Origin of the sequence: Faecalibacterium sp. OM04-11BH, from assembly GCF_003482185.1 — a bacterium.
Classification (GTDB): Bacteria; Bacillota; Clostridia; order Oscillospirales; family Ruminococcaceae; genus Faecalibacterium; species Faecalibacterium tardum.
Map to the genome: position 1 here is coordinate 299,182 of NZ_QULS01000002.1, position 25,070 is coordinate 324,251.

The 25,070-nt window shown below is 58.6% G+C and carries 22 protein-coding genes and 2 tRNA genes; 9 read left to right on the forward strand and 15 right to left on the reverse strand.

All coding sequences use genetic code 11. The features are described from left to right. Positions 1-86: 86 nt before the first annotated feature. The gene (locus DXB44_RS03170; protein ID WP_015563755.1) at positions 87-689 is read left to right on the forward strand and encodes a Type 1 glutamine amidotransferase-like domain-containing protein; all 603 of its coding nucleotides are present in this window, start codon (positions 87-89) and stop codon (positions 687-689) included. Between the two features lie 219 nt (positions 690-908). On the opposite strand, the gene DXB44_RS03175 is transcribed toward DXB44_RS03170, so the two are convergent. Both DXB44_RS03175 and DXB44_RS03180 read right to left on the reverse strand, forming a co-directional pair. Next, positions 909-1,433, reverse strand: a complete 525-nt coding sequence (locus DXB44_RS03175; RefSeq protein WP_243140520.1) for a rhomboid family intramembrane serine protease — start codon at positions 1,431-1,433, stop codon at positions 909-911. 104 nt (positions 1,434-1,537) lie between these two features. Continuing rightward, a complete protein-coding gene (locus DXB44_RS03180) occupies positions 1,538-2,026 on the reverse strand; it encodes a CYTH domain-containing protein (protein WP_118657712.1) in 489 nt (162 codons plus the stop codon). 110 nt (positions 2,027-2,136) lie between these two features. Between DXB44_RS03180 and DXB44_RS03185 the strand changes: the two genes are divergently transcribed. From DXB44_RS03185 to DXB44_RS03205, 5 genes are all read left to right on the forward strand, one after another. Continuing rightward, positions 2,137-3,366 carry a class I SAM-dependent rRNA methyltransferase gene (locus DXB44_RS03185; RefSeq protein WP_118657713.1) on the forward strand — a complete coding sequence of 410 codons (1,230 nt, stop codon included), beginning with the start codon at positions 2,137-2,139 and terminating at the stop codon, positions 3,364-3,366. Positions 3,367-3,693: 327 nt separating this feature from the next. Further along, positions 3,694-5,781: a glutamine synthetase III gene (locus DXB44_RS03190; RefSeq protein ID WP_118657714.1), complete on the forward strand. Its 2,088-nt coding sequence runs from the start codon at positions 3,694-3,696 to the stop codon at positions 5,779-5,781. A 161-nt stretch (positions 5,782-5,942) separates the two neighbouring features. Next, a complete protein-coding gene (locus DXB44_RS03195) occupies positions 5,943-7,262 on the forward strand; it encodes a glutamine synthetase family protein (RefSeq protein ID WP_118657715.1) in 1,320 nt (439 codons plus the stop codon). A 33-nt stretch (positions 7,263-7,295) separates the two neighbouring features. Beyond that, a complete protein-coding gene (locus tag DXB44_RS03200; RefSeq protein ID WP_118657716.1) occupies positions 7,296-7,874 on the forward strand; it encodes an ANTAR domain-containing protein in 579 nt (192 codons plus the stop codon). 84 nt (positions 7,875-7,958) lie between these two features. Beyond that, positions 7,959-9,590: a CTP synthase gene (locus tag DXB44_RS03205; RefSeq protein ID WP_055184657.1), complete on the forward strand. Its 1,632-nt coding sequence runs from the start codon at positions 7,959-7,961 to the stop codon at positions 9,588-9,590. A 69-nt stretch (positions 9,591-9,659) separates the two neighbouring features. Here DXB44_RS03205 and DXB44_RS03210 read toward each other — a convergent pair whose 3' ends face one another. The 3 genes from DXB44_RS03210 to DXB44_RS03220 all read right to left on the reverse strand — a co-directional run bounded on the left by DXB44_RS03210 (position 9,660) and on the right by DXB44_RS03220 (position 12,032). Next, positions 9,660-11,513: a sensor domain-containing diguanylate cyclase gene (locus DXB44_RS03210; RefSeq protein ID WP_243111015.1), complete on the reverse strand. Its 1,854-nt coding sequence runs from the start codon at positions 11,511-11,513 to the stop codon at positions 9,660-9,662. A 314-nt stretch (positions 11,514-11,827) separates the two neighbouring features. Beyond that, positions 11,828-11,910 (reverse strand) — tRNA-Leu (locus DXB44_RS03215). A 38-nt stretch (positions 11,911-11,948) separates the two neighbouring features. Next, positions 11,949-12,032, reverse strand: a tRNA-Leu gene (locus tag DXB44_RS03220). A gap of 249 nt (positions 12,033-12,281) precedes the next feature. Here DXB44_RS03220 and DXB44_RS03225 point away from each other — a divergent pair. Next, positions 12,282-13,133, forward strand: coding sequence for a polysaccharide deacetylase family protein (locus tag DXB44_RS03225; protein WP_118657717.1), 852 nt, complete (start codon positions 12,282-12,284; stop codon positions 13,131-13,133). Between the two features lie 6 nt (positions 13,134-13,139). Here DXB44_RS03225 and DXB44_RS03230 read toward each other — a convergent pair whose 3' ends face one another. The 7 genes from DXB44_RS03230 to DXB44_RS03260 form a co-directional block, all read right to left on the reverse strand. Further along, entirely contained in the window at positions 13,140-13,985 is an 846-nt protein-coding gene (locus tag DXB44_RS03230; RefSeq protein WP_118657718.1) for a MerR family transcriptional regulator, read from the reverse strand. Positions 13,986-14,121: 136 nt separating this feature from the next. Further along, positions 14,122-15,525, reverse strand: a complete 1,404-nt coding sequence (locus DXB44_RS03235; protein WP_055184663.1) for an aminopeptidase — start codon at positions 15,523-15,525, stop codon at positions 14,122-14,124. A gap of 24 nt (positions 15,526-15,549) precedes the next feature. Continuing rightward, positions 15,550-16,215, reverse strand: a complete 666-nt coding sequence (locus tag DXB44_RS03240) for a lytic transglycosylase domain-containing protein (RefSeq protein WP_118657719.1) — start codon at positions 16,213-16,215, stop codon at positions 15,550-15,552. Next, positions 16,212-16,829 (reverse strand): dephospho-CoA kinase, encoded by a 618-nt coding sequence (gene coaE, locus DXB44_RS03245; protein ID WP_118657720.1) that lies wholly within the window; start codon positions 16,827-16,829, stop codon positions 16,212-16,214. Before coaE ends, DXB44_RS03240 begins: the two co-directional genes overlap by 4 nt. Beyond that, entirely contained in the window at positions 16,826-17,851 is a 1,026-nt protein-coding gene (locus DXB44_RS03250) for an L-threonylcarbamoyladenylate synthase (protein WP_118657721.1), read from the reverse strand. Before DXB44_RS03250 ends, coaE begins: the two co-directional genes overlap by 4 nt. Before the next feature lie 80 nt (positions 17,852-17,931). Continuing rightward, positions 17,932-19,017: a peptide chain release factor 1 gene (gene prfA / locus DXB44_RS03255; RefSeq protein WP_055184677.1), complete on the reverse strand. Its 1,086-nt coding sequence runs from the start codon at positions 19,015-19,017 to the stop codon at positions 17,932-17,934. 51 nt (positions 19,018-19,068) lie between these two features. Next, a complete protein-coding gene (locus tag DXB44_RS03260) occupies positions 19,069-19,260 on the reverse strand; it encodes a DUF951 domain-containing protein (RefSeq protein WP_005926458.1) in 192 nt (63 codons plus the stop codon). Positions 19,261-19,461: 201 nt separating this feature from the next. Here DXB44_RS03260 and DXB44_RS03265 point away from each other — a divergent pair, with 201 nt between their 5' ends. Both DXB44_RS03265 and DXB44_RS03270 read left to right on the forward strand, forming a co-directional pair. Continuing rightward, positions 19,462-20,397 carry a S1 RNA-binding domain-containing protein gene (locus DXB44_RS03265; RefSeq protein ID WP_118657722.1) on the forward strand — a complete coding sequence of 312 codons (936 nt, stop codon included), beginning with the start codon at positions 19,462-19,464 and terminating at the stop codon, positions 20,395-20,397. A gap of 108 nt (positions 20,398-20,505) precedes the next feature. Beyond that, positions 20,506-21,057 (forward strand): DUF4364 family protein, encoded by a 552-nt coding sequence (locus DXB44_RS03270; RefSeq protein ID WP_118657723.1) that lies wholly within the window; start codon positions 20,506-20,508, stop codon positions 21,055-21,057. Positions 21,058-21,124: 67 nt separating this feature from the next. Here DXB44_RS03270 and spoIVA read toward each other — a convergent pair whose 3' ends face one another. The 3 genes from spoIVA to DXB44_RS03285 all read right to left on the reverse strand — a co-directional run bounded on the left by spoIVA (position 21,125) and on the right by DXB44_RS03285 (position 24,986). Beyond that, complete coding sequence (gene spoIVA / locus DXB44_RS03275; protein WP_118657724.1) at positions 21,125-22,618, reverse strand: stage IV sporulation protein A; 1,494 nt, start codon at positions 22,616-22,618, stop codon at positions 21,125-21,127. Positions 22,619-22,880: 262 nt separating this feature from the next. Beyond that, positions 22,881-24,215 carry an aspartate--tRNA(Asn) ligase gene (aspS, locus tag DXB44_RS03280; protein ID WP_118657725.1) on the reverse strand — a complete coding sequence of 445 codons (1,335 nt, stop codon included), beginning with the start codon at positions 24,213-24,215 and terminating at the stop codon, positions 22,881-22,883. Between the two features lie 162 nt (positions 24,216-24,377). After that, complete coding sequence (locus DXB44_RS03285; RefSeq protein ID WP_097780112.1) at positions 24,378-24,986, reverse strand: sugar transferase; 609 nt, start codon at positions 24,984-24,986, stop codon at positions 24,378-24,380. Between the last annotated feature and the right edge of the window lie 84 nt (positions 24,987-25,070).

Here is a 25,070-nt window from a genome sequence, read left to right on the forward strand (position 1 = left end):
CCCTAGATGGGTATACTTTCATTGGCTGGCATGGTATACTCGGCTTAGTTCAACAAATCGGAATTTATATATAAAGGAGAATATTGATGAAACTGTTTTTATGTTCGCACTTTTCAAGTGTAGGAAGTCTGATAAAGGAAGAAATTGAAAATAAAAAAGTCGCATTTATTCCAACAGCTTCGCTGCGTGAAGGCTACACCGGTTATGTCGGCTCGGCTCGAAAATTATTCAAAAAGTTGGGAGCAATCGTAACTGAAATTGATATTTCAACGGAGGCTTATTCAACGATACAGTCTGTTTTTGAAGATGCGGATGTGATATATTTTACCGGCGGAAATTCTTTTTTCCTTATAGACCAGCTCCGTAAAACGGGAACGGATGAGCTGTTGAAGAAAGAATTGGCAAAGGGAAAACTGATGATTGGTGAATCGGCAGGTGCGATTATATGCGCTCCAAGCATCCAATATATCGAGCAAATGGATGAAAAGCCGGAGGACTACTCACAAGAAGATGATGCAGGGCTTGATTTGATTGATTTCTATGTTCTTCCGCATTATCTTACAGCACCATTTAAGAAAGTTACCGAGAAAATAATGACTGAGTTTTCGGATTTGAATCTATGCCCAATTAACAACCGTCAGGGAATTGTAATTGATGGTGAAGGTTCAAAGGTTATTTGCAAAGACTAATTTGAAAATTCGCGTTTGTGGAGCGAAGCAGAACAATGAAAGCCCCAGTGGGGCTTTTAAGCGACAGAACGGTCTTGCGTAGCAAGATGGAGGGGCTTTGCCCCGACAAGTTCCAGTTTGTCGCACTCATTATTTTTCTTTCTTGTATAAACGGGATACCGGAGCGTCCACAGACGCTCCGGTATCCCGTTTTTATCTATAACTATAATTCTTCTCTTTTTATCTGCGGCTGCGCGCCGGGCGGCGGTGGAGGGCGCAGTAATAGCCGAAGGCGGTACCGCACAAACCGCCCACGATGTGCATAAAGTTTGCCACGTTATCGTGCACAAAGATGATATCGTACACCTGCTGGCCGAAGTACAGTGCCGCCACCAGCAGCATAGTGACCGGGATGCCGCCGGAAAAGCCCGCCAGCGAGGACAGCATGATGAGCATGAACACGATGCCGGATGCACCCAGCAGCCCCGTGTGGGGAAACAGGATGCATTGCAGCACGCCGGTGACCAGCGCGGTAAACAAAATGCCCTTGAGCAGCGGGATGCTGCCGTATTTTTCCTCCATGGGCGGGCCCACTACCAACAGCAGCAGCATATTGTTGAGAAAATGCTCCCAGTTGGCATGACCCAGCACATGACCGAACAGCCGGATGTAACCCAGCGGGTCCCGCCACGAGGAGCGGTACACGCAGAACAGGTTCATGGTGCTCCAGCCGTTCGTCCAGCCGTCTGCCAGCAGCACCAGCATGGACAACAGAAAAAAGGTAAGGATCACCGGCGAGTTATACTGGAGCTCCAGCTTCAGCTTGATCTTTTTCGTAAACAGTCATTCCCTTCACAGTATTGTTGGCGTTACCCTCTGGTTTGTGCCCAGTATGCGCCCATGCTCTGGCCGGGCTGGTTCGTCACTTCATCGTTGAGGTATGCCGCAAGGCCGCAGGCTTCCGGCTGCCAGCTGAGCGCGGCTTCCACCGTGGGGTACTCCACCTCGGCGTACCAGAACGCTGTGGGCAGGCCCTCGTCCACATGGTTCACCTCCAGCACCGTGCCGTCCGGCAGGCGATAGCTCCGGCGCACCTTTTTGATCAGGGGCTTGCCAATGATCTTCTCTTCCAGCTGCACAAACAGGTCTTTATCGATGCTGCGCTCGATCTCCTCCCGCGCCAAGCCCCCTGCGGACTTGAAGCAGAGGATATAGTCGGTGCTGCCGCCGGTCAGTGCTTCCTCCCGGATGCGCACCGTGGGCTGCACGCTGATATAGCCCTGCCGCATGGTGAACTCCTCCTCAAGGGGCAGCCCCTCCGGCCAGCCGGTCACCATCCATTTGCGTTCGATCTCCATAGCGTTTTCTTCCTTCCGCAAAATTTTGTATTTATTCTACCATATTTTTATGTTATGATAAAGAGCAGAACAAGCATCATTTTGCGCATTCTTAGTTGAAGGAGCATTTTATGAAAAGCGAACGCACTTATCCTGTATATAAAGTCAACAAGCACGCCGAGGGTCTTCTGGTGGGCGGGCACCCCTGGGTGTACGAGAACGACATTCTGGAAGCCCCCGGCACCGCGCCGGAAAACGGCACGCTGGTGGATGTGGTCAGCCCCAAGGGCGCTTATCTCGGCACCGGCTTTCTCTCGCTGCAAAGCAAGATCCGGGTGCGGCTCATTTCCCGCAATGCTAACGATACCTTTGATGCCGCCTTCTGGCGCCGCCGGGTGGAGTACGCATGGGCTTACCGCAAGACCGTGCTGGAGCCCGCCGACCTCTCTGCCTGCCGCTTCATTTTTGGCGAGGCAGACCAGTTCCCCGGCCTGACGGTGGACCGTTTCAACAACGTTCTGGTCACCCAGACCCTGAGCGTAGGCATGGAAAAGCTGAAGCCGGTGCTCTTCCCGCTTTTGGCTGAGGTACTGCGGGCGGACGGACAGACCATTGACGGCATCTACGAGCGCAACGATGAAACCCTGCGTGCCAAGGAGGGGCTGGAACAAAACAAGGGCTGGTTCACCCTGCCCGGCGAGAGCCACCCGGAAACCACCCAGACCGAGATCTGTGAAAACGGCGTGTACTACCATGTGGACTTTGAAAACGGGCAAAAGACCGGCTTTTTCCTTGACCAGAAATATAATCGTCGGGCGGTAGCACGCCTTGCCGCCGGGCATACCGTGCTGGACTGCTTTACTCACACCGGCAGCTTTGCCTTGAACGCTGCCAAGGGCGGGGCTGCCCGGGTGACTGCTGCCGACATCAGCGCCGAAGCCATTGCCATGGCAAAGCGCAACGCCGAACGCAACGGTCTCGACAACATGGATTTCCTCTGTGAGGACACCTTTGCCCTGCTGCCCCGGCTGGAAAAGGAGGGCAGCCCCTACGACTTCATCATTCTGGATCCCCCTGCCTTTACCAAGGCACGCCGCACGGTGGAGAATGCCATGCGCGGCTACAAGGAGATCAACTACCGCGCCATGAAGCTGCTGCCCCGGGGCGGGTATCTGGCTACTGCCAGCTGCTCCCACTTTGCCACCGAGGAGTTGTTCATCAAGATGCTGCGCGCCGCCGCCAAGGACGCTCACCGGCAGCTGCGGCAGATCGAGGTAAAGCAGCAGGCACCGGATCACCCCATTTTGTGGGGCGTACCGGAGACGAACTACCTCAAGTTTTTCCTGTTTCAGGTCATCTGACGCTTTTATAATAAGGGCAGCTGCCGCGCAGTGTGCACCTTTTAGCCGGAGAAAGCCGTTCTGAAGGGGGCTTTTCCGATGCAAAAGTCATACTAATCGCGGTTATTCCAAAAATCCGAGATCGTGTTTGTGCAGAATCGTCAGTTTTGTCAATTGCCTTTTTTGCCCGCAAAGACTATAATCTTAGCCATAGACAGCAACGGCGCTGTGGGTCACCTCCTGACTCGCAGCGCCGTTTTTGTTAAGATGTAAGCACGCTTTGGGTTTCTGCATTGCGGCAGACCCAAGGCGAAAGAAAAAAGTAAGATCAAGTAAGGAGTAGGATTTATGGCAGCAAATGTTATGGAGATCTACGGCAGCAAGGTCTTTAATGAGCACGTTATGAAGGAGCGCCTGCCCAGCGCTACCTACAAGAGCCTGAAGAACACCCTGCACAAGGGTGCTCCGCTGGACATTGAGGTGGCAAACGTTGTCGCCAGCGTGATGAAGCGCTGGGCTATGGAGTTGGGTGCTACCCATTACACCCACTGGTTCCAGCCCCTGACCGGCATCACCAGCGAGAAGCACGATGGCTTCGTCAGCCCCGTGGGCGATGGCACCGCCATCATGGAGTTCTCCGGCAAGGAGCTGGTACGTGGCGAGCCCGACGCTTCCTCCTTCCCCTCCGGCGGTCTGCGCGCTACCTGCGAAGCACGCGGCTACACCGCATGGGACCCCACCAGCTACGCCTTTGTGAAGGATGATGTGCTGTGCATCCCCACTGCATTCGTCAGCTACACCGGCGAGGCTCTGGATAAAAAGACTCCCCTGCTGCGTTCCATGAATGCACTGTCCGGTCAGGCTGTCCGCATCCTGAAGCTGTTCGGCAAGGATGTGGACTACGTCTCCACCACCGTTGGCCCCGAGCAGGAGTACTTCCTTGTCAAGAAGGAGGACTACGAGGCACGTCAGGATCTGATCCTCACCGGCCGCACCCTGTTTGGTGCTCCCTCTGCCAAGGGTCAGGAGCTGGAGGAGCACTACTTCGGCGTCATCCGTCCCGAGGTTTCTGCGTTCATGAAGGAACTGGACGAGGAGCTGTGGAAGCTGGGCGTACCCGCCAAGACCAAGCACAACGAGGTTGCTCCCTGCCAGCACGAGCTTGCTCCCATCTTCGATACCACCAACGTGGCCATCGACCACAACCTGCTGACCATGGAAATGATGCGCAAGATCGCACCCAAGTACGGTCTGGTCTGCCTGCAGCATGAGAAGCCTTTTGAAGGCGTGAACGGCAGCGGCAAGCACAACAACTGGTCCATGAGCACCACCCACGAGAACCTGCTGGATCCCGGCGACACCCCCATGGAGAACCTGCAGTTCCTGATCTTCCTGGCCGCTGTCATCAAGGCTGTGGATGAGTACGCCGACCTGCTGCGCACCTCTGTGGCTACCCCGGGCAACGATCACCGTCTGGGCGCTAACGAAGCACCTCCGGCCATCATCTCTATCTTCGTAGGCGAGGAGCTGGAAGCTGTCATCGATGCTATCGCATCCGATTCTCCCTATGCCGGCCCCGTCAAGATGAAGATGGATCTGGGCGTGGACGTTCTGCCCAAGTTCAGCAAGGACACCACCGACCGCAACCGTACCTCCCCCTTCGCCTTTACCGGCAACAAGTTCGAGTTCCGTATGCCCGGCTCTGCTGAGAACCTGAGCGATTGCAACACCATCCTGAACACCGCTGTCGCCAAGGAGCTGAAGGGCTACGCCGACGAGCTGGAGGGCGCTGAGGACTTTACCAGCGCAGCTATCGCTCTGGTCAAGCGTACCATCCGCGACCATCGCCGCGTTATCTTCAACGGCAACGGCTATACCGCCGAGTGGGAAGCCGAGGCAGCCAAGCGCGGCCTGCCCAACAAGAAGAATACCCCCGCTGCTCTGCCCGCACTGGTCGAGCCCAAGAACATCGCCCTGATGGAAGAGTTCGGCGTGCTGACCAAGGTGGAGATGGAAAGCCGCTACGAGGTCGAGATGGAGCATTACTCCAAGATCATCAACATCGAGGCTCTGACCATGCTGGAGATGGCCCGCAAGCAGCTGCTGCCCGCCATCAACGCCTACATGAGCGAGGTTGCCAACACCGCCGCCTCCAAGCTGGCTGTCAGCGAGCATATCAGCGTGCGCAGCGAGACCAAGACTTTGGAAAAGCTTTCTTCTGACGCCGATGCCATGAGCGATGCCATCGACACCCTGCAGGATGCCGTGAATGCCGCCAAGGCACTGCCCACCGAGAGCGAGAAGGCTGTTGCTTTCCACGATAACGTTCTCCCGGTGATGGACGCCCTGCGTGCCGCTGCCGACGATGCCGAGACCATCTGCGGCGAGGATTACTGGCCTCTGCCCAGCTACAGCAAGATGCTTTACTACGTCTGATAATCTCCTGACAACGTAAAAAATAAGCATCCGCCGGCTGCCGGATCAATTAGCCATTCTCCTTTTCCTATTTCTTACACCAGCCCAAAGACCTGCTCCCTTTTTGAGGGCAGGCCTTTGGGCGTTTTATTTGAAATGCAGTTTTTGTAAGGGGGGTATTTATGAGCTATTCCACCCAACAGGATATTCTGGATTTTGTGGAGGACAACAACGTCAAATTTGTGCGCTTTGCCTTCTGTGATATTTTTGGCACCCAGAAGAACATTGCCGTGCTGGCCAGTAATCTGTCCAAGGCTCTGGAAGAGGGCGTGTGCTTTGACGGCAGTTCCATTGCGGGCTTTATGCACGTTGAGGAAAGCGACCTTGTACTGCGGCCGGATCTTTCTACCGTGACCATCCTGCCGTGGCGTCCCACCGAAGGGCGGGTGATGCAGTTCTTCTGCGATGTGGAAATGCCGGACGGCGCAGCCTTTAGCGGCAACTGCCGGGGCTTTTTACGGGATATGAACCGCAAATTCAAAAAGCTGGGACTTACCTGCAACGTGGGTACCGAGTGCGAGTTTTATCTGTTTGAAAAGGACGACCGTGGCCGCCCCACCTGCATTCCCATTGACTTTGGCGGATATTTTGACGTTGCGCCGCTGGATGCGGGTGAAAACCTGCGCCGGGATATCTGCCTGACCATGGAGCAGATGGGTATGGCACCCCAGCACAGCCACCACGAAAGCGGCAACGGCCAGAACGAGATCGACTGCCGCTACGCAGGGCCGCTGAAAACTGCCGACAACGTGATGACCTTTAAGCAGATCGTCCGTGCCATTGCCATGCGCAACGGCCTGCACGCCAGCTTTCTGCCCAAGCCCCTGCCCCAGCAGGCCGGCAGCGGGCTGCACATCAACCTCTCGCTTTACATGGACGGCAAAAACCTGTTTGAGGGCGATATTGCCCCGGACAGCGTAGCAGGCAGCTTTATGGCCGGTGTACTGGCCCACAGCCGGGAACTGACCGTGTTCACCAATCCCCTGCCCAACAGCTACCAGCGCTTTGGCTGTGACGAAGCGCCCCGCTATGTGAGCTGGAGCCGCCAAAACCGCAGCCAGCTGGTGCGCATCCCCATGGTCAAGGGCGACAGCTGCCGCATGGAGCTGCGCAGCCCGGACCCTGCCTGCAACCCGTATCTGGCCATTGGCCTGATTTTGGCTGCCGGACTGGACGGCATTGAGCAGCGCATGGTCTTGCAGCCGCCGGTGAACCGCAACCTGTTCGATGCCGCCGAGGCCGAGGGACTGGGTCTTGAGACCCTGCCCGCCACCCTTGAGGAGGCGGTGCAGGTAGCCGAGGAGAGCGAGTTTTTGCGCAAGGTGCTGCCGGAGGGGCTTTCTAAGCGCTATTTCTCGGAGGAACTCAAGCGCTGCGCCGCATTGCGGAGTGCGCCTGACCAGGCCGAGCACGAGCGCGTCTACTATTTTAACGCCATCTGATCCCTGCCTGCGCAGGAGAAAGGAGTGCGGAAAATGGGACGCGCACTGATCGTAAGCGCCGGTGCCAACTCCAACGAGTATATCGCCACGCGGCTGTCCGAGATGGGTTACAGCCGCCCGGTGATCATTCCCAGCGGAGCCGAGGCGCGGCGCAGAATGTCGGAATCTGATTTTGAGTTGATCGTGGTCAACGCTCCCCTGCCCGATGAGTTCGGGCACGAATTGTGCATCACCGCTGTGGAGCAGACCGATGCCGGTGTGGTCTTTCTGGTAAAGGCCGCACAGGCTGAGCAATTGCTTGCCCCTCTGAACGAGCAGGGGGTGCTGCTGCTGAGCAAACCCTTCACCACCCCGTTGTTTTTGCAAGCCATGCACATGGCAGCTGCCGGCAACCACCGCCTGCAGCGTCTGCGGCAGGAGAACGCCCGCCTGCAGGACAAGATCGGGCAGCTGCGGCTGGTCAGCCGGGCAAAGTGCTGTCTGGTAGAACACGCCCACATGACCGAGGCCGAAGCGCACCGCTACCTTGAAAAACAGGCTATGGACACCCGCCGCGACCGCGCCGAGGTGGCGCAGGAGGTGCTGGAGGAGTACGCTGACAGAAGCGAATGAGACGCACCCGCAGGGAAAGGGGTGCGCCGGGAGCGAGCCTTTTATAGAAAAGTTTTATTTTACGAAAGAGGAAGGTATATTTTTATGGCAAAATTTATTTTTGTGACCGGCGGCGTGGTCTCCGGTCTGGGCAAGGGCATTACTGCTGCATCTCTGGGACGGCTTTTGAAGTGCCGCGGCCTGAAGGTGGCCAGCCAGAAGCTGGACCCCTATGTGAACGTGGATCCGGGCACCATGAGCCCGCTGCAGCACGGCGAAGTGTTCGTGACCGATGACGGCACCGAGACCGATCTGGATCTGGGACACTACGAGCGCTTCATCGACGAAAACCTGAACAAGTACTCCAACCTGACCACCGGCAAGGTGTACTGGAACGTGCTGAACAAGGAGCGTCAGGGCGCTTATCTGGGGCAGACGGTGCAGATCATCCCTCACATCACCAACGAGATCAAGAGCTACATCTACAATCTGGCCTCCTCTACCGAAGCCGATGTGGTCATTACCGAGATCGGCGGCACCACCGGCGATATCGAGAGCCAGCCCTTCCTTGAAGCCATCCGTCAGGTAGGTCTGGAGCAGGGACGGGAGAACTGCTGCTTCATCCATGTGGTGCTGGTGCCCTACATCTCCGGCTCGGACGAATACAAATCCAAGCCCGCGCAGCACTCAGTCAAGGAGCTGCAGGGCATGGGCGTAAGCCCCGACATTATCATCCTGCGCGCAGACGGCAGTGTGGGCAGCGATATCCGCCGCAAGATTAGCACCTTCTGCAATGTCAAGCCGGAGTGCGTCATTGAGAACCTGACCATGCCGAGCCTCTACCAGTGCCCGCTGATGCTGCACACCAACGGTCTGGACGATGTTGTGGTGCATCAGCTGCACTTGGATGTTCCCCCCGCCGACCTGACCGAGTGGAAGCAGGTGGTCTCCCGCATTGCCACCCGCAGCAAGACCTGCACCATTGCACTGGTGGGCAAGTACGTCAAGCTGCACGACGCTTACCTCTCGGTGATGGAAAGCCTTTACCACGCCGGGTTTGAGAACGACAGTCAAGTGGAGATTCGTTGGGTGGAAAGCGAGGATCTGACCGATCAGGCCGCCTGCAAAGAAGCCTTTGCAGACGTGGACGGCATCATCGTGCCCGGCGGCTTTGGCGACCGCGGCATCGAGGGCATGATCCAAGCCGCCCAGTATGCCCGCGAGAACCGTGTTCCCTGCTTTGGCATCTGCCTTGGTATGCAGATCATGGTCATTGAATTTGCCCGCAATGTGCTGGGCTACAAGGACGCTAATTCCAGCGAGTTCACCCCGGACGGTGCCCACAACGTCATCTCCCTGATGCCGGACCAGCAGGGCAACATCCCCAAGGGCGGCACCATGCGTCTGGGCAAGTACCCCTGCACGGTGAAGCCCGGCACCAAGATGGCCGAGTGCTACGGCGAGAGCGAGATCTGGGAGCGCCACCGCCACCGCTATGAGTTCAACAACGACTTCCGGCAGGAGATGCAGGACGCCGGGCTGGTCATCTCTGGCACTAGCCCGGACGGCCATCTGGTGGAAACTGTGGAGCTGCCCGGCCGCGACTTCCATCTGGGTGCACAGTTCCACCCGGAGTTCAAGAGCCGCCCCAACCGCGCACATCCCCTGTTCAAAGGCTTTATCGCCGCTGCGCTGCGCTACCGCGCTGCCGCCCAGCGGGATATGCTGCATCTGTAATAGCATAATATAACGGCAAGGCCGCAGCACAAAATACCGTGCTGCGGCCTTGCTTTATGTAAGACAATTTTAAATGCCTTCCGCGCCGTCCTGTCTGGCGTGGTTTGCCTGCTTATTCTCGTACATCCGCTGGTCGGCAATATAGCACACCTGCTGCACATCCACGCTTTCGGCTGGGTACAAGGCGTAGCCGCAGCTGGCACCCACGCTCACGGTGTTTCCATCGATCTCATAGGGCACGGCGATCATTTCACAGATCAGGTTCATCTTGCTGGCGCAAGCCTCCGATTCCATCGGGCCGATCAGCAGCAGGGCGAACTCGTCACCACCCAGACGGAAGGCGTAATCCCGGCTGCGGATGCAGCCCTGCAGCCGCTGGGAAACGCCCTTCAGCAGCTCATCGCCCACATCATGGCCGTAGGTATCGTTGACCGGCTTGAAGCGATCCAAGTCCATATAGAACAGCGCAAAGGGCTGGCTGTGCTGCTCCAGCACGGTCAGTACCTGGTCAAAATAGCGCTTGTTCAGCAGGCCGGTCAGGCCATCGGTGTTGGCAAGGCTTTGCAGCAGGTGCTGCTCTCCCATATCCTGCACGATCATCATCACGCGGGTCAGGCGGTCGCCCTTCCACGCCATGGGAACCACCGTCATCATGAAAAATGCGCTTTTATCGCGGGCGGCGTATTCCAGCTTGAGGGAGTCGTTGTCCGTTTTGATCAGCCTGCGCAGGTTCTCCGGGGCCAGCATCTGGGGGATCTTGGCGTTTTCGCTGTCGGTCAGCACCACATACTTGCGCGATATCTGCTCCAGCATCTGCTGGTAAGAACCCTCCGGCGGGTACAGTGGCTCTCCGTGCCGCTCATGGTACTGGTAGCGGTCACGGTCCAGATCGCACACCGCAAAACGTTCCACGACGCGTGCCATGCCCGCAAACATCATATCGCTCTTTTCCCGGCGGCGCTCCAGCTCCCGGCGGCGGTTGCGCTCCGCGTCACGCTGGATCTTTACCACGCCTGCCATGATCAAAAGCCCCAGCAGCGCAATGACTAAAATGGTAGCGTTTTGCACACTGCGCATCCCGGCATCCACCACCCCGGTGGGCACGATGCCGATGATGCTCCAATCCAGAATGCCCAGCGGCTGATAGATCAGGTAATATTTCTGGCTGTTCAACGTGTACAGTACGCAGCCCTCGCCGCCCTGCGGCAGGGTCTGCACCATGGTGTCATAGTAGGGCTGATCCACACGGGCGTTCTGCTGCAAGTAATCAAACAGGTTGGTCATCTGCTCGGTGATCTCGGTCTTTGTCTCGGTGGAAAGCACCACATCACCGTTTGAACGCACGATATAGCAATCGCTCTGTCCCTCATAGACCATGCTGCCCAGCAGCTTTTCCAGCACGGCGTTGTCGTAGCTGACCGCCAGCGCCGTATAGGTGGTGTCACCCAGCTGCAAGGGCTGTTCCATAGGCATGGCAAACATGATCTTACGGATGCCCTGACTGGAGGTGTAGCTGGTGATCACCGGAGCATTTGCAGTATACAGCTCCTCAAAAGCTGCCCTCATATGCTCTGCCGTGCCCTGCCGCCCGGCGGTGGTCCAAAACTCGCACTGCTCGTTGAACAGGTAAAAATCCGTGTACTGCCAGGTAGCCTTTTGGGCAATATACTCCTGCCACTGCCCCTCCTGCTCTCCCCGCTCCGCAAGGGCGCCCAGATAGCTGTCCCAGTCGGTCAGGATGTTCCAGTTGCGCTGCGCAAACATGGTAAAGGTCTTGGCAGACTGCCCATAGGTGGAAAGCAGATTTGCCGTGCTTTCCTGATAGACCTCCTTCTGGGTATAGGCACTGTAAGCAAGGATGCCGACCAGCAGCACCAGCAGCATCCCTGCTATGAGCAGTATATTTTTTTGTTTCTTCATCATAAGGCTGTTTCCTCCGACTGCCCCGCAGCCAGACCTCTTCACAATACGTTCTCCCAAAGGCTTTATCCTGAAGCGCCATGCACAAAGTTCCGCAAAAGTGCACAAGCGCCGCGTGTCAGCTCCCATATAAACCGACACTATTCCTAATAATTATTATACCATCCCGCAAAAAAGCCTGTCAACACATCCCCGGGGTGATTCGTGTCGTTTCAAGGGCGATTCACGCAGATTTGCTCTGTTTTTGCCGCTCAAAAGGACAAAAAGACCCGCAGAGGCCGCGCCTGAACTTTCAGGGCTGCTGCGGGTCTTTTCATTGGTGCAGAAGAAGGGACTTGAACCCTCACTCACAAGGAACTGGTGCCTAAAACCAGCGTGTCTGCCATTCCACCACTTCTGCTCATAGAAAAAAGGCAAGTCAAAAACCGACTTGCCTTCTGGTGCGAGGGAGGGGACTCGAACCCCCAAGGATAAACCACACGCACCTCAAACGTGCGCGTCTGCCAGTTCCGCCACCCTCGCATACCTGTTTTACAGTTCTCCGGTTTTTGAGGTAGAAAACCGTTGGTGCGGACTGCTTGCATATAGTAACACATTTCCGGCGTTTCGTCAAGTGGTTTCTTTGTTTCTCATAAGTTTTTTTAAGTTTCATATCTATAATAGCAGCGCAACGCGCGCGCAAAGGCAGCTTTTCTGGCAATTACACAGGTCATTTGTGCGCAGAAAATCTGCCTGCAGCGCTGCGCCCAGAGCAAAGGAGGGGGTTCGTGTATGAAACTTTTTGTGCGGCGCACCGGCGGGCGCATCGGACTATGGGGCGGGCTGCTGGCAGCAGCGCTGGCAGCGTTTGCGGCGGGGTGGCTGGTACCGGTACGCGCACCGGTGGGCTGCAAGCTGAACGAGCTGACCGCCGCGCCGGACTTCAGCCCCTTTTCCCCTGCTGCACCGGTGGTGGCTGCATCCGATGACGGTACGCCCGCAGCCCCTTCCCTGCCGGAAAAATGGGTCTGCCTGACCTTTGATGACGGCCCCAGCAAGACCACCCCGGAGGTGCTGGCTGCGCTGGATGCCGCCGGGGTGCACGGCACCTTTTTTGTGGTGGCCACCGGCTACAACGAGAAATATCTGCCCCTGCTCACACAGGCTGCTGCCGCCGGGCATCAAATCGCGCTGCACTCTGCCTCCCACGAATACAGCGACATCTACCGCAGCAGCGCCGCCTACTGGAAGGATATCGCCCTGCTGAAGGAGCGCATTGCCCCCTATGTGGACGCCGAGAACATCCGGTATCTGCGCTTTCCCGGCGGCAGCACCAACACCGTGAGCCGCCGTTACGGCGGCAAGGGGCTGATGCAACAGCTAAAAACCGAGGTAGAGCAGCGCGGCTGGCAGTGGGTAGACTGGAACGTCTGCGCCGAGGACGCCGTGGGCGGGCATCCCAGTGCGGATACCATCTACCGCAACGTGGTGCGGGAGACCGGCGAGCAGACCCATTGCGTGGTGCTGATGCACGACTCTGCCACCACCCGCACCACCGCCGAAGCACTGCCGGATATCATCCGGTGGTATACAGACAACGGCTATACTTTTTTGACCGTAGCTGAGGCGCTGCCGCTGGGGTAACGCGCCTTATAGCCACCTTTCAAAGCAGCGCCCCAGCAGCACTCCGGCAGAGGCCAGCACTGCAAGCCAGAGCCAGCCTGCGCCGCCGGTCACCACCCACCCTGCCGCCAGAATGGCAGCAAAGGTGCACACCGGCGGCACAGCGATCCGCAGGATGCGCAGCAGCTTCTCCCGCCGGGCGGGCAGTCCTGCGTCCAGCTGCTCGGGGTGCATGGCATCGCAACAAATCTCATCGCGATACTTGCCCGGGTTGCGGTAGGCTTTATACGCGATGCCGTCCAGCGAAAACTCCGGGTACATCCCCTCTTTGGTCAGGGTGAACTGCATTTCCTTTTCCTCTGCATAGGCCTGCAAAGCCGCCGTAAACTCCTGCGGGGTGTTGATGCTGCCCTGCGGGATAAAGAAAAAGTGCTTCTGATGCTGCACCTGCGCCAGCGTGCAGTAATCCTGCAGCCAGCCGGAGAAGAAGCCCTGCTGCGGGGCGGGGCTTTCCATGCGGGTCAGACAGGCGTCCACGTCCAGCGTGTCCGTCTGCGGAGCCTGCCGGGCAAGGTCGGCGCAGAACTGCATGGCTGCCGCCAGCTGTACTGCCTGCTGCTCCAGCACGGTCTGCTGGGCTTGCAGCGCCTGTTGCAGTGGCTGTTCCCCGCGCAGTACCGCCTTGATGGTAGGCAGCGGCACATCCAGCATCCGCAGCATACGGATAAGTTTAAGCGTGCGGACATCCCCGGCGGTGTAATCGCGGTAGTCATTGCCCTGCCTGCGTGCCGGTGTGAAAAGCCCTTCTTTTTCATAAAAGCGGATGTTCGGGGCGGACACGCCGCTTTGTTCGGAAGCCTGTTTGATGTTCATTTGCTTCACCTCCGCCCTTACATTACACCTTAAAGCCGGTTGAAGGTCAAGGCTTTTGCGCAAAAAAACCGAGCCGCCGCACAAAAATGTGCAGGCAGCTCGGTTTTTAATGCAAAATATCCGTCAGCGCGGGGGATCAGTCAGCAGACTGGCAGAACACAGAGAAGGCGCGGTATGCCATGTACAGGTCGGTCTTGTGGATGACCTCGAAGGGAGAGTGCATGGACAGCACGGGCACGCCCAGATCCAGCACCTTGATGCCGCGGTTTGCCACATACTTGGCAATGGTACCGCCGCCGCCCAGATCCAGACGGCCCATCTCGCCGATCTGCCATGCCACGTTGTTGGCATCCAGCATACGGGTGATGTCGCCCAGCAGCTCGGCGTTGGCATCGCTGGCAGAGCTCTTGCCGCGGCTGCCGGTGTACTTGAAGATGGCAATGCCGCGGCCGGCGTAGGTGCCGTTCTGCTTCTCAAAGGCGCTTGCCCAGGAAGGATCGTAGGCGGCGGTCACGTCCGCAGACAGGCACACGCTGTTGCGGAAGGCGAGGATGTCGTCCTGACCGGCAGCACGGCAGAGCAGCTGCATAAAGTGGAACACATACATGCTCTGCATACCGGTCACACCGTCAGAGCCGATCTCTTCCTTATCGGTCAGCACGCAGATGGTGGTGTGCACGGGATCCTTGGTCTCGATCTCGGCCAGCAGCGCGGGATAAGCGTCCACGCGGTCATCGTGGCCGTAGGCACCGATCATGGAGCGGTCAAAGCCCACATCGCGTGCCTTGGCAGCGGGCACCACCTCGATCTCGGCGCGGGTGAAGTCGCGCTCGGTAATGCCGTACTTCTGGTTCAGCAGGATGAGGGTGTTCAGCTTGACAGCCTCCTTGACGTCCTCTTCCTCCACGGTGTCAGAGCCGATGAGCACGTTCAGCTCCTCGCCCTTGATGCCCTCGCTGAGCTTACGCTCGTTCTGCTCGGCACCCAGATGGGGCAGCAGGTCGGTGATGCAGAACACGGGATCGTTCTCGTCCTCACCGATGGCAAAGTTGACGCTGGAACCGTCGGCGCGGGTGAACACGCCGTGGATGGCCAGCGGGATGGTGGCCCACTGGTACTTGCGTATACCGCCGTAGTAGTGGGTGCGGAAGTAGCTCATGTGGTCAGACTCGTACAGGGGGTTGGGACGCAGGTCCAGACGGGGGCAATCGATGTGGGCGATGACCAGACGGAAGCCCTCCTCATAGGGCTTCTGGCCGATGGTAGCCGCCACAACAGCCTTGTTCTCCTGAATGAAGTAGACCTTCTCACCGGGGGCGTAGGCCTTTTTAGGCTCAAAAGCCTTGTAGCCGGCAGCCAGCAGCATCTGCTCGCTGACAACGGCAGCCTCGCGCTCGGTCTTAGCGCTGTCCATAAATTTCTTGTAGCCCTCGGCAAAGGCAGCAGCCTTTTCCTTTACATCTGCCTGTTTGTCGGCAGCGTATTCGGGGGTGTAGAGCAGCTTTTCGGCGTACTCTTTTGCAGTAAATTTCTCGCTCATAATTTTACGCTCCTTAACTTTTTATCATTGACCTGCGTACAGACGCTGATAGGTCTGGTAGCAGGCGGTGATCTTGTTGACATAATGGTGCATCTGGTTATAGGGGAAGCCCTGCAGCGTTTCCCCGTCTGCGGAGTGTTCCTCCATTTGCAGCAGCTGATCCACCGTGCCCCAGCCGCTGTGGTAAGCCGCTGCCGCCGTGGATACATCTCCTTTGTAGCGCACCATACACAGGTGCAGATAATAGCACCCGAATCGGATGGCGGTATCGGGGCTGTACAGGTCTGCAAAGGTCAGCGGCTCATTCGGGGCAATTTTGCTGCGCATCCAGAGAAAGGTCTCCTCGGTCATTTGCATCAGGCCCCGGGCGTCCACACTGGAGGTAGCCTGCGGGTCAAAGCCGCTTTCGGTGCGGATAAAAGCGTAGACCAGCAGGGGGTCCAGCTCGTAGGTTGCCGCCCATTTTTCCACCAGCTGCTCGTACTTGCGGGGGTACAAAAGCTGCTCTGCCCGGTTGCACAAAGGCGGCACCACGCACACCGTAAGCACCACTGCCAAGCACAAAGCGACCAGCTGCCGTACCATCCGGCGGCGGCGCTGCTGTTTGCGGCGATGCAGTTTTTCCCGCGCGGCGCGGCGCTCCCGGGCGGCGATAGGGTCGTAGACTTTTTCATAATTTTGTTCGTTCAAAGCGCTGCCGTCACGCCCCCTTCTGCCTGCAGCCGCTCACACAGGCGGGCGGCTGCGGCTTGCAGCGCCTCCAGCCCGGCATCGTTATGCAGGGTGTAGTCCGCCTGTGCGGTCAGGGTCTGTTCCGGGGTCTGGGCGTTCAGGCGGCGGGCGGCCATCTCCGGCGAAATGCCGTCCCGCGCCACAATGCGCGCCACGCTGGTTTCAAAGGGTGCGGTGACCACGCACAGGCGATCGCATTCAGCCTGTGCCGCAGTACCCACGATGACCGCACCGTCCAGCACAAAAAGGGGCGCTCCGGCGACCTGCGCCGCCTGCTTTGCGGCGCGGATGCGTGCCACGATGGCGGGGTGGGTCAGGCTGTCCAGCGCGGCCTTGCCCTCCGGGGTGGCAAAGGCGCGGTCAGCCAGCAGGCGGCGGTCCAGCGTGCCATCCGGCTTTAAAATATCCACGCCGAACCGCGCCGCAAGCTGCGGCAGCAGCGGCGAGCCGGGCAACAAAATTTCCCGGCTGAGCTGGTCGGCGTCGGCCAGCGGCACGCCGTGGGCGGCAAATACCGCTGTGACGGTAGACTTGCCGCAGCCGCTGCGTCCCGTGATGCCCAAGGTGATCATAGGTCGATCACCCGGAAGGCGGCGGCGCGGATCAGGCGGTTGTACACTGCCATGGACAGGCCATCCTTCTGCGGGCAGCGGGCGTAGACCACACCATCGCCCTGCTCATCCAGCGCCCGCAGGGAGCGGAAGATGTGCTTTGCCTGATCGGCACCGTCCCCCTCGCGGCCGTATTCCACGCAGGGCACATCCAGCTTTGCGCTTTCGCCGGTAAAGCACAGGCAGCTGGGGTTCTCGTTTTTATGGGCGTCCACATAGGCCTTGAACTGCTCAAATGTGCCGTTGAGCAGGGTCACATCGGCCTTGGGGGCGTAGTGCTTATACTTCATGCCCGGGCTGCGCACCACAGCACCCTCCGGCAGCTTTTCCAGAATGGCCTTGGACACCTCCACCTCTTCACCGAGGGCGCGCTCCAAGTCCTCCAGCGTGATGTGACCGGGGCGGAACAGGGTGGGCTTTTCCCCCACCACCGACACCACGGTGCTCTCCACGCCCACATCGCACTCGCCGCCGTCCAAAATCAGCGGCAGGCGGCCATCCATATCGGTGAACACATCCTGTGCGTTGGTGGGGCTGGGCTTGCCGGAAAGGTTGGCGCTGGGGGCGGCAAAGGCGCAGCCGCTCTGCTGGATGACCGCCCGCGCTACCGGGTGGCTGGGCATACGGATGCCCACGGTATCCAGCCCGGCGCAGCATTCATCCGCCACCTCCGGCCCGCGCGGCATGATGATGGTCAGCGGACCGGGGCAGAAGGCTGCCATCAGCAGCTGGGCGCGCTCCGGCACCTCGCTGACAAGACCCGGCAGCATCTCCGGCCCGGTGACGTGGACGATAAGGGGGTTATCCTGCGGGCGCCCCTTGGCCACAAAAATATCGCGCACCGCCGCGCCGTTGCGGGCATCGGCGGCAATGCCATAGACCGTCTCTGTCGGCAGGGCTACAAGCTGCCCCTGCCGCAGCAGCTGCGCGGCCTCGGCTACGCCTGCTTCATCGGCAGGTAAAATTCTGGTTTTGATTTCCATACGAATCATCGTTCTTTCTATCTGTAAAGTATAATTGCTTGGCATCCGTTCGAGTGGTTTTGCACCCGCAAAACCGGGTTTTACCCGCCTAGCCTTTGCAGCTTTTCAGTCTGCTCGCGGGTGGCAAGGGCATCGATTACCTCGTCCAGATTGCCGTCCATGATCTTTTCCAGATTGTGGACGGTCAGCCCGATGCGGTGGTCGGTGCAGCGATCCTGCGGAAAGTTGTAGGTGCGGATCTTCTCGCTGCGGTCGCCGGTGCCCACCTGCCCCTGACGCTGGGCGTTGATGGCGTCCTGCTGCTCCTTCTGCTTTTGCGCCAGCAACCGGCTGCGCAGGATCTCCAATGCTTTATCCTTGTTCTGGAACTGGCTGCGCTCGTTCTGGCACTCCACCACCGTACCTGTGGGGATATGGGTCACGCGGATGGCACTGGAGGTCTTGTTGATGTGCTGACCGCCCGCACCGGAGGAGCGGAAGGTATCGATGCGCAGGTCCTTCATATCCAGCGCAAAGTCCACCTCCTCTGCCTGCGGCATTACCGCCACGGTGGCGGTGGAGGTGTGGATGCGCCCCTGCGTTTCGGTTTCCGGCACACGCTGTACCCGGTGCACCCCGCTCTCGTACTTGAGGCGGTTATACGCACCTGCGCCATCCACCGAGACGATGGCTTCCTTTACGCCGCCAAGTTCGGTCTCGTTCAGGTTGAGCACTTCCAGTGTCCAGCCACGGTTCTGGGCGTACATGGTGTACATGCGTAGCAGGCTGTGGGCAAACAGGGCGGCTTCCTCGCCGCCGGCACCGCTGCGGATCTCCATGATGACGTTTTTGCCGTCGTTCACGTCCTTGGGCAGCAGCAAAATTTTGAGATTATTTTCCAGCTTTGCCACATCTTGACTTTTTTCGCTGATTTCCTGCTGTATCATCTGCTTGAAGTCCGGGTCCAGTGAACCGGGCTCCTCCAGCAGGGCTTTGGCCTGTGCCAGATGATCCAGCGCGGTCTGCCAGTCCCGGTAAGCCTCCACCACCGGCTCGGTGTCGTGGTACTCCCGCATCAGCTTGCGGAACAGTGCCGGGTCGGCGGCGGTATCGGGCTGGTTCAGCCGCATGGAAAGTTCCTCAAAGCGGCGGCAGACCGCATCCATCCGGGAAGAAATATCTTGCATCCTTGCAGTTCTCCTTACAAAATTCGTTCCGGTTCGGGTGCGTTGGCTGCGCTACTGCGCGCTGCCGGGCTTTACCACCTTTTTGATGTTCTTTTCAATTTTGGCGCGGGGCAGCATGACCTCACGTCCGCAGCCGGTGCAGCGGATCTTAAAATCCATGCCCACCCGCAGCACCTCGAAGCTGGATGCTCCGCAGGGGTGCTTTTTGCGGGTGAGGATGGTATCTCCCACAGCGATGTCCATATTTATCCGACCTCTCCCTTCTTTTCTGCCGCGCAGATGCCCGGCAGAGCCAGTGTGTGCCGCCGCCCGCCCAGCGGGTGTTGCGCATACAGATATAGTATAATGCAAAGCCGCACAAAATGCAAATATCTGCGCACAGTGCTGCATATCGTTGTAGCATCGCACAGAGACCCGAAAACCATATAGAAAGAGGAATGAAACATGATGCAAGCTTATCGTACCGAAAATAGTTACCGTTCTGCCGCCCGCCTTTCTCCTGCCGAGCTGCGGGCTGCCATGGCCAGCGGCGAGATTTTGCAGGCCACCGCCCTTGCCTTTGATACCCGGCGGCAGCTGCGGTTTGAGCTGGGCGGCGTAAAAGCGGTGATGCCCTTTGCCCAGTGCGCAGACGGTGCCGAGACCGGTACCGTGCGGGATATTGCGGTGCTGACCCGGGTGGGACGCCCCACCTGTTTTGTCATCGAAGGGCTGGACACGGACGAGGACGGCGCACCCTGCTACCGGCTTTCCCGCGCCGAGGCGCAGCGGCTGTGCAAGGCGGAGTATCTGGACACGCTCTCGCCCGGGGATATCCTGCCCTGTACGGTGACCCACATCGAGCCGTTCGGCGCGTTTTGTGATGTAGGCTGCGGCATCAGCGCCCTGCTGCCAATCGACTGTATGTCGGTAAGCCGCATCTCCTCCCCTGCCGACCGGGTCAGCGTGGGGCAGCAGATTTTGTGTGCCATCAAGAACCGGGACGCGCAGGGGCGTTTTGTGCTGACCATCCGGGAACTGTTGGGCACATGGGCAGAGAACGCCGCCCGCTTCACCGTGGGCGAAACGGTGGTGGGCATCGTGCGCAGCGTAGAGGAATACGGCACCTTTGTGGAAATCGCACCGAACCTTGCGGGGCTTGCGGAGAGCTGCTCCGGCCTTGCACCCGGACAGGCGGTAAGCGTCTACATCAAAAACATCCTGCCGGAAAAGATGAAGATCAAGCTGGTCATCGTGAACCACGCCCTGAGCCAACCCCACCGGTTTGAGCTGCGGTACTTCATCACCGAGGGACATCTGGACAGGTGGATGTACTCCACACCGGAATGTCCCAAGCGCATTGAGACAGATTTTGCCGTTGCGGCTTGCAATCCGGGCTGAAAGCCTTTATACTAATAGAAAGAGTTTTTGTCTGCCCGCTGCCCACCCTTTTGGCAGCGGCGCAGACCCTTGATACCATGTGAAAGTGCAAGGGGGATGTAAGGAACGATGAGCGCCAATGATGCTTTTACCGCCGGTGTCCGTCCCGGCGGCCTGACCAGCAGCACCGAGATCCGGCTGCTATTGTGCTATCTGGTGAAAAACGCCGGTCCCATTACCCGGCAGGAGATTGAAAACGCCCTGATGGAGGAAGCCCTTGTCAACTATTTTGAGATCGGCTCCTGTCTGGACGATATCACAAAGCAGGAACTGGTCACCCTGACCGGCGACAGCTATACCATTACTGACAAGGGCCGCAAGGTGGCGCAGGAGCTGGCCTACGACCTGCCCCGCAGCGTGCGGGAGCGGGCGGTGGCTGCTGTGCTGCGCTGCCAGACATGGGCCCGCAAGGAGGCCAAGTACAGTGCCCACATCACCGAAAAGGCAGACGGTCACTGCACCGTGCGCTGCACCGTAAAGGGGCTGGACAGCGAGCTGTTTTGTCTGGAGCTGGGCGCGCCCGACCGGCTGAGTGCCGAGCTGGTGAAAAAACAGTTCATCCTGAAAGGCAACGAAATCTACCAGTTGCTGATCAACAAGCTGACCGAGGAAGAAAAATAAAAGCAGAACGATCCCCGCCCGCTGTAAGCAAACCTTACGGCGGGCGGGGATTTTTTTCAGATACGCCCTAGATCAGGATACAAATCAGCCCAGTGCAGCCCTCGTTGATAACCCGCTCCAGCGTTTCCTGCAGGCGGGTGCGGGCCTCCTGCGGAATGTGGAGCAGCTTATTCTGCAAGCCGTCGTTCACCAGTTCGTGCAGGCTTTTGCCGAAAATGTTGGACTCCCACAGCTGCACCGGGTCGTCCGCAAAGTCGGCCAGCAGGCTCTGCACCAAGTCCTCGCTCTGCTTCTCAGTACCCACGATAGGGCTCAGTTCGGTGTGGATGGTGGCCTTCATCATCTGGATAGAGGGCGCGCAGGCTTGCAGCCGCACCCCGCAGCGCCCGTCCTGATGCACGATCTCCGGCGGTTCCAGATGCAGCTCATCAATGGAGGGCATCACGATGCCGTAGCCCGTGGCCTCCACCTGCTCCAAGGCGCTGCGCACCTTTTCGTAGGCGCGTTTTGCCCGGGCAAGTTCCATGATGCAGGGCATCAGCCCGGCCTCGTCCCCGATATCCAGCCCGGTCTGCTCGCTGAGCACCTGATAAAAAATCTCCGGCTTTAACTCCACGCTCACCCGCACACTACCGGCAGCAGGGTCCGCCCCTGCCACCGCCGAGCGTTGCACGGCATCGCATTCCAGCGCAGGGGCGTCCGTTCCAGTGGGCAGATCCTTCATGCGGGACACCCGCTCTGCCAGCTGCATGGCAGCTGCGTACACCTGCGCTTGCAGCCAGTGCCCGGGCTCCAGCATCGTCACCCAGCGGGGCAGGGCAAAATCCAGCTCCTGCACCGGGAACTCGTACAGCACCCGCCGCAGGATCTCCCCAAGCATGGCGGCATCCAAGTCCACACATCTTACCGGCAGCACGGTGCGGCGGTAGTCCCGTGCCATGCCCTCGGCCAGCTGCCGGGTCTCCGGCGCGTCCGGGTGGGTGCTGTTAAGCAGAATGATATAGGGCTTGCCCAGCGCTTCCAGCTCTGTGATGACCCGCTTTTCTGCCTCTGCGTAGCCCGCCCGGGGGATATCGCTGATCGAGCCGTCCGTGGTGACCACCACCCCGATGGTGGAGTGCTCGCAGATCACCTTGCGGGTGCCGGTCTCTGCGGCAAGATCAAAGGGCACCTCCCGCTCGAACCACGGACTTTTGACCATGCGGGGCTTTGCGTCCTCCTCGTGCCCCATGGCACCCTCCACCATGTAGCCCACGCAGTCGATCAGCCGCACCCGACACGCCCCGCCGCCCTCCAGCTGCAAGGGCACGGCGGTCTCCGGGATGAATTTCGGCTCGGTGGTCATGATGGTGCGCCCCGCTGCCGACTGCGGCAGCTCGTCCCGGGCGCGTTCCCGGGCAGCGGCAGAGCCGGACATAGCGGGCAGCACCAGCTGCTCCATGAACCGCTTGATAAAGGTAGATTTGCCGCTGCGCACCGGGCCCACCACACCGATGTAGATATCCCCGCCGGTGCGTGCGCCGATCTCGCGACAGATGCTGTTCTGTTCCTGTTTTTCCAAAGCAATTCTCCCCTTCCTGTTGCGCTGCGCACCGCGCCCGTAGGGGTGGGTGTGCTCGTTGTATCGTATGAAAAGGGAGCGCTTATTATGCCGGGACGATCCTAAATGCCCTCCGCTTTGCTCTGGGCATAATCAGCGGAAAAATTATTTTACATAATTGCAATTGAGGAAAATCTGCGAATTTTCCTCAATTGCCTTTTCACGGGACTCAAAAAAGAGCTGCCGTGCAAAGCACAGCAGCTCTCAGAAAGGTTTTATGAAATCACGGGGTCAGGCGGTTGGGGCCACGGAACAGGAACTCGGCGTCCTTGATGCTCAGGCCGCACAGCAGCATGGTCAGGCGGTCGATGCCCAGACCAAAGCCGCCGTGGGGCGGGCAGCCGTACTGGAAGAACTCCAGATAGAACTTGACGTCCTCGGCCAGACCCTTCTCCTCGGCCTGCTTCTTCAGCACTTCGTAGCGGTGCTCACGCTGGGCACCGGTGGTGATCTCCACACCGCGCCAGATCAGGTCGTAGCCCTGCGGCACGCCGTTCTCATCGCGCATGTGGTAGAAGGCGCGCTTCTCGGCAGAGTAATCGGTAATGAACAGGAACTCGTGACCGTAGTGCTTCTTGACCCAGTCGTAGCTCAGGCGCTCGGCCTCGGTGGTCAGATCGCCCTTCTCGCTCTCGTCCACGGTGTAGCCGAACTCTTCCTCCAGACCCTTGTACAGGTCTGCCAGCTTGACCACCGGGAACGGGGTGGTGGGCACGATGACTTCCTGACCAAACAGCTCCTTGATCTGGTCGCCATAACTGTCCTTAACAGCCTGCAGACCGGCGGTCAGCAGTTCCTCTTCCATCTTCATCACGTCCTTGAAGGAGGTGATGTAGCTGAACTCCAGATCGAAGCCGGAGAACTCGGTAGCGTGCTTATTGGTGTAGCTCTTCTCGGCGCGGAACACGGGGCCGGTCTCGAAGATGCGCTCAAAACCGGCAGCCATAGCCATCTGCTTGTAGAACTGGGGGCTCTGTGCCAGATAAGCGTTACGGTCGAAGTAGTCCACCTTGAACACCTCAGAGCCGCTCTCGCTGGCAGCAGCGATCAGCTTGGGGGTGTGGATTTCGATGAAGTTGCGGTCCAGCAGGAACTTGCGCATGGCGTTGACGAAGCAGCTCTGTGCCTTGAACATCAGCTGGTTCTCGTCGGTGCGCAGGTCGATCCAGCGGTAGTCGATGCGCTGGTCGATGCTGGAGCGCTCCACAGCCTTCTTTTTCTTGGTGGCTGCGATCTCCTTGCGGACGATGGGCAGTGCATCGGCGGTGCTCTCCACCTCGATGCTCTCGGGAATCATCTCCACGCCACCCATCTTGACGTAGTCGTTCTCCATCACCTTACCGGTGACGGTGATGACAGAGTCCGGGGTGAGCTGGTCGATGGTATCCACCAGCTCGGGGTGGTCGGCCTTTTCCACCGTGATCTGCAGCTTGCCGGTAATATCCTTCAGCACGATAAATGCCATATACTTGCTGTTGCGCAGGTTCTCGATAAAGCCCTGCACCTTCACCGTGCCGCCGATGGCCTTTTGAGCCTCATTGATATAGGTGCGTTCCATAATACAGGAATCCTCCTTTAACGTCTTGTGTACTGTTTTATTATACGCTTTTCAGGGGATAAATCAAGAGATATGCCAATTTCAGCCGCTCTGTGCTGTGCTTTCTGTAAAAACGGAGACACCGGAGCGTCAGCCAAGGCTCCGGTGTCTCCATATAATAGATCATTTTTCATCATGCAGGGTGCCGGTGCCGCCCTCCACCACGCCGTCATGCCGGAGCACAGCGGTAATGGTGCCAAAGAAGCACTTCACATCCAGCCCAAAGCTGATATGCTCCACATACCAGCCGTCCAGCTTTGCCTTTTCGGCAATTTCCAGCTCGTCCCGGCCATGGATCTGCGCCCAGCCGGTCAGCCCCGGGCGCACATCGTTTGCGCCGTATTTATCCCGCTCGGCCAGCAGATCATACTGGTTCCACAGCGCAGGGCGCGGGCCGATGACAGCCATATCCCCCACAAGGATATTCCACAGCTGGGGCAGCTCGTCCAGACTGGTCTTGCGCAGAAAGCGCCCCATGCGGGTGATATACTGTTCCGGGTCGTGCAGCAGATGGGTGGGCATATCGTGGGGGGTGTCGATGCGCATGGTGCGGAACTTGAGGATCTGGAAATGCCGCTTGCCGATGCCCACACGCTTCTGCCGGAAGAAAACCGGCCCGGGCGAGTCCAGCTTGATAGCAACAGCCAGAAGCAACAGCAGCCACGAAAGGCACAGAATGCCGCAGGCTGACAGGAAAATGTCCAACAGTCGTTTGATCCGATTTCGATACATGAATAGAACTTCCTCCGTTTTCTACGGGTGTACCGCCTTATTATAGCAGTATGGGCAGCATTTTTCAATTGCAGGCTGCGGCCA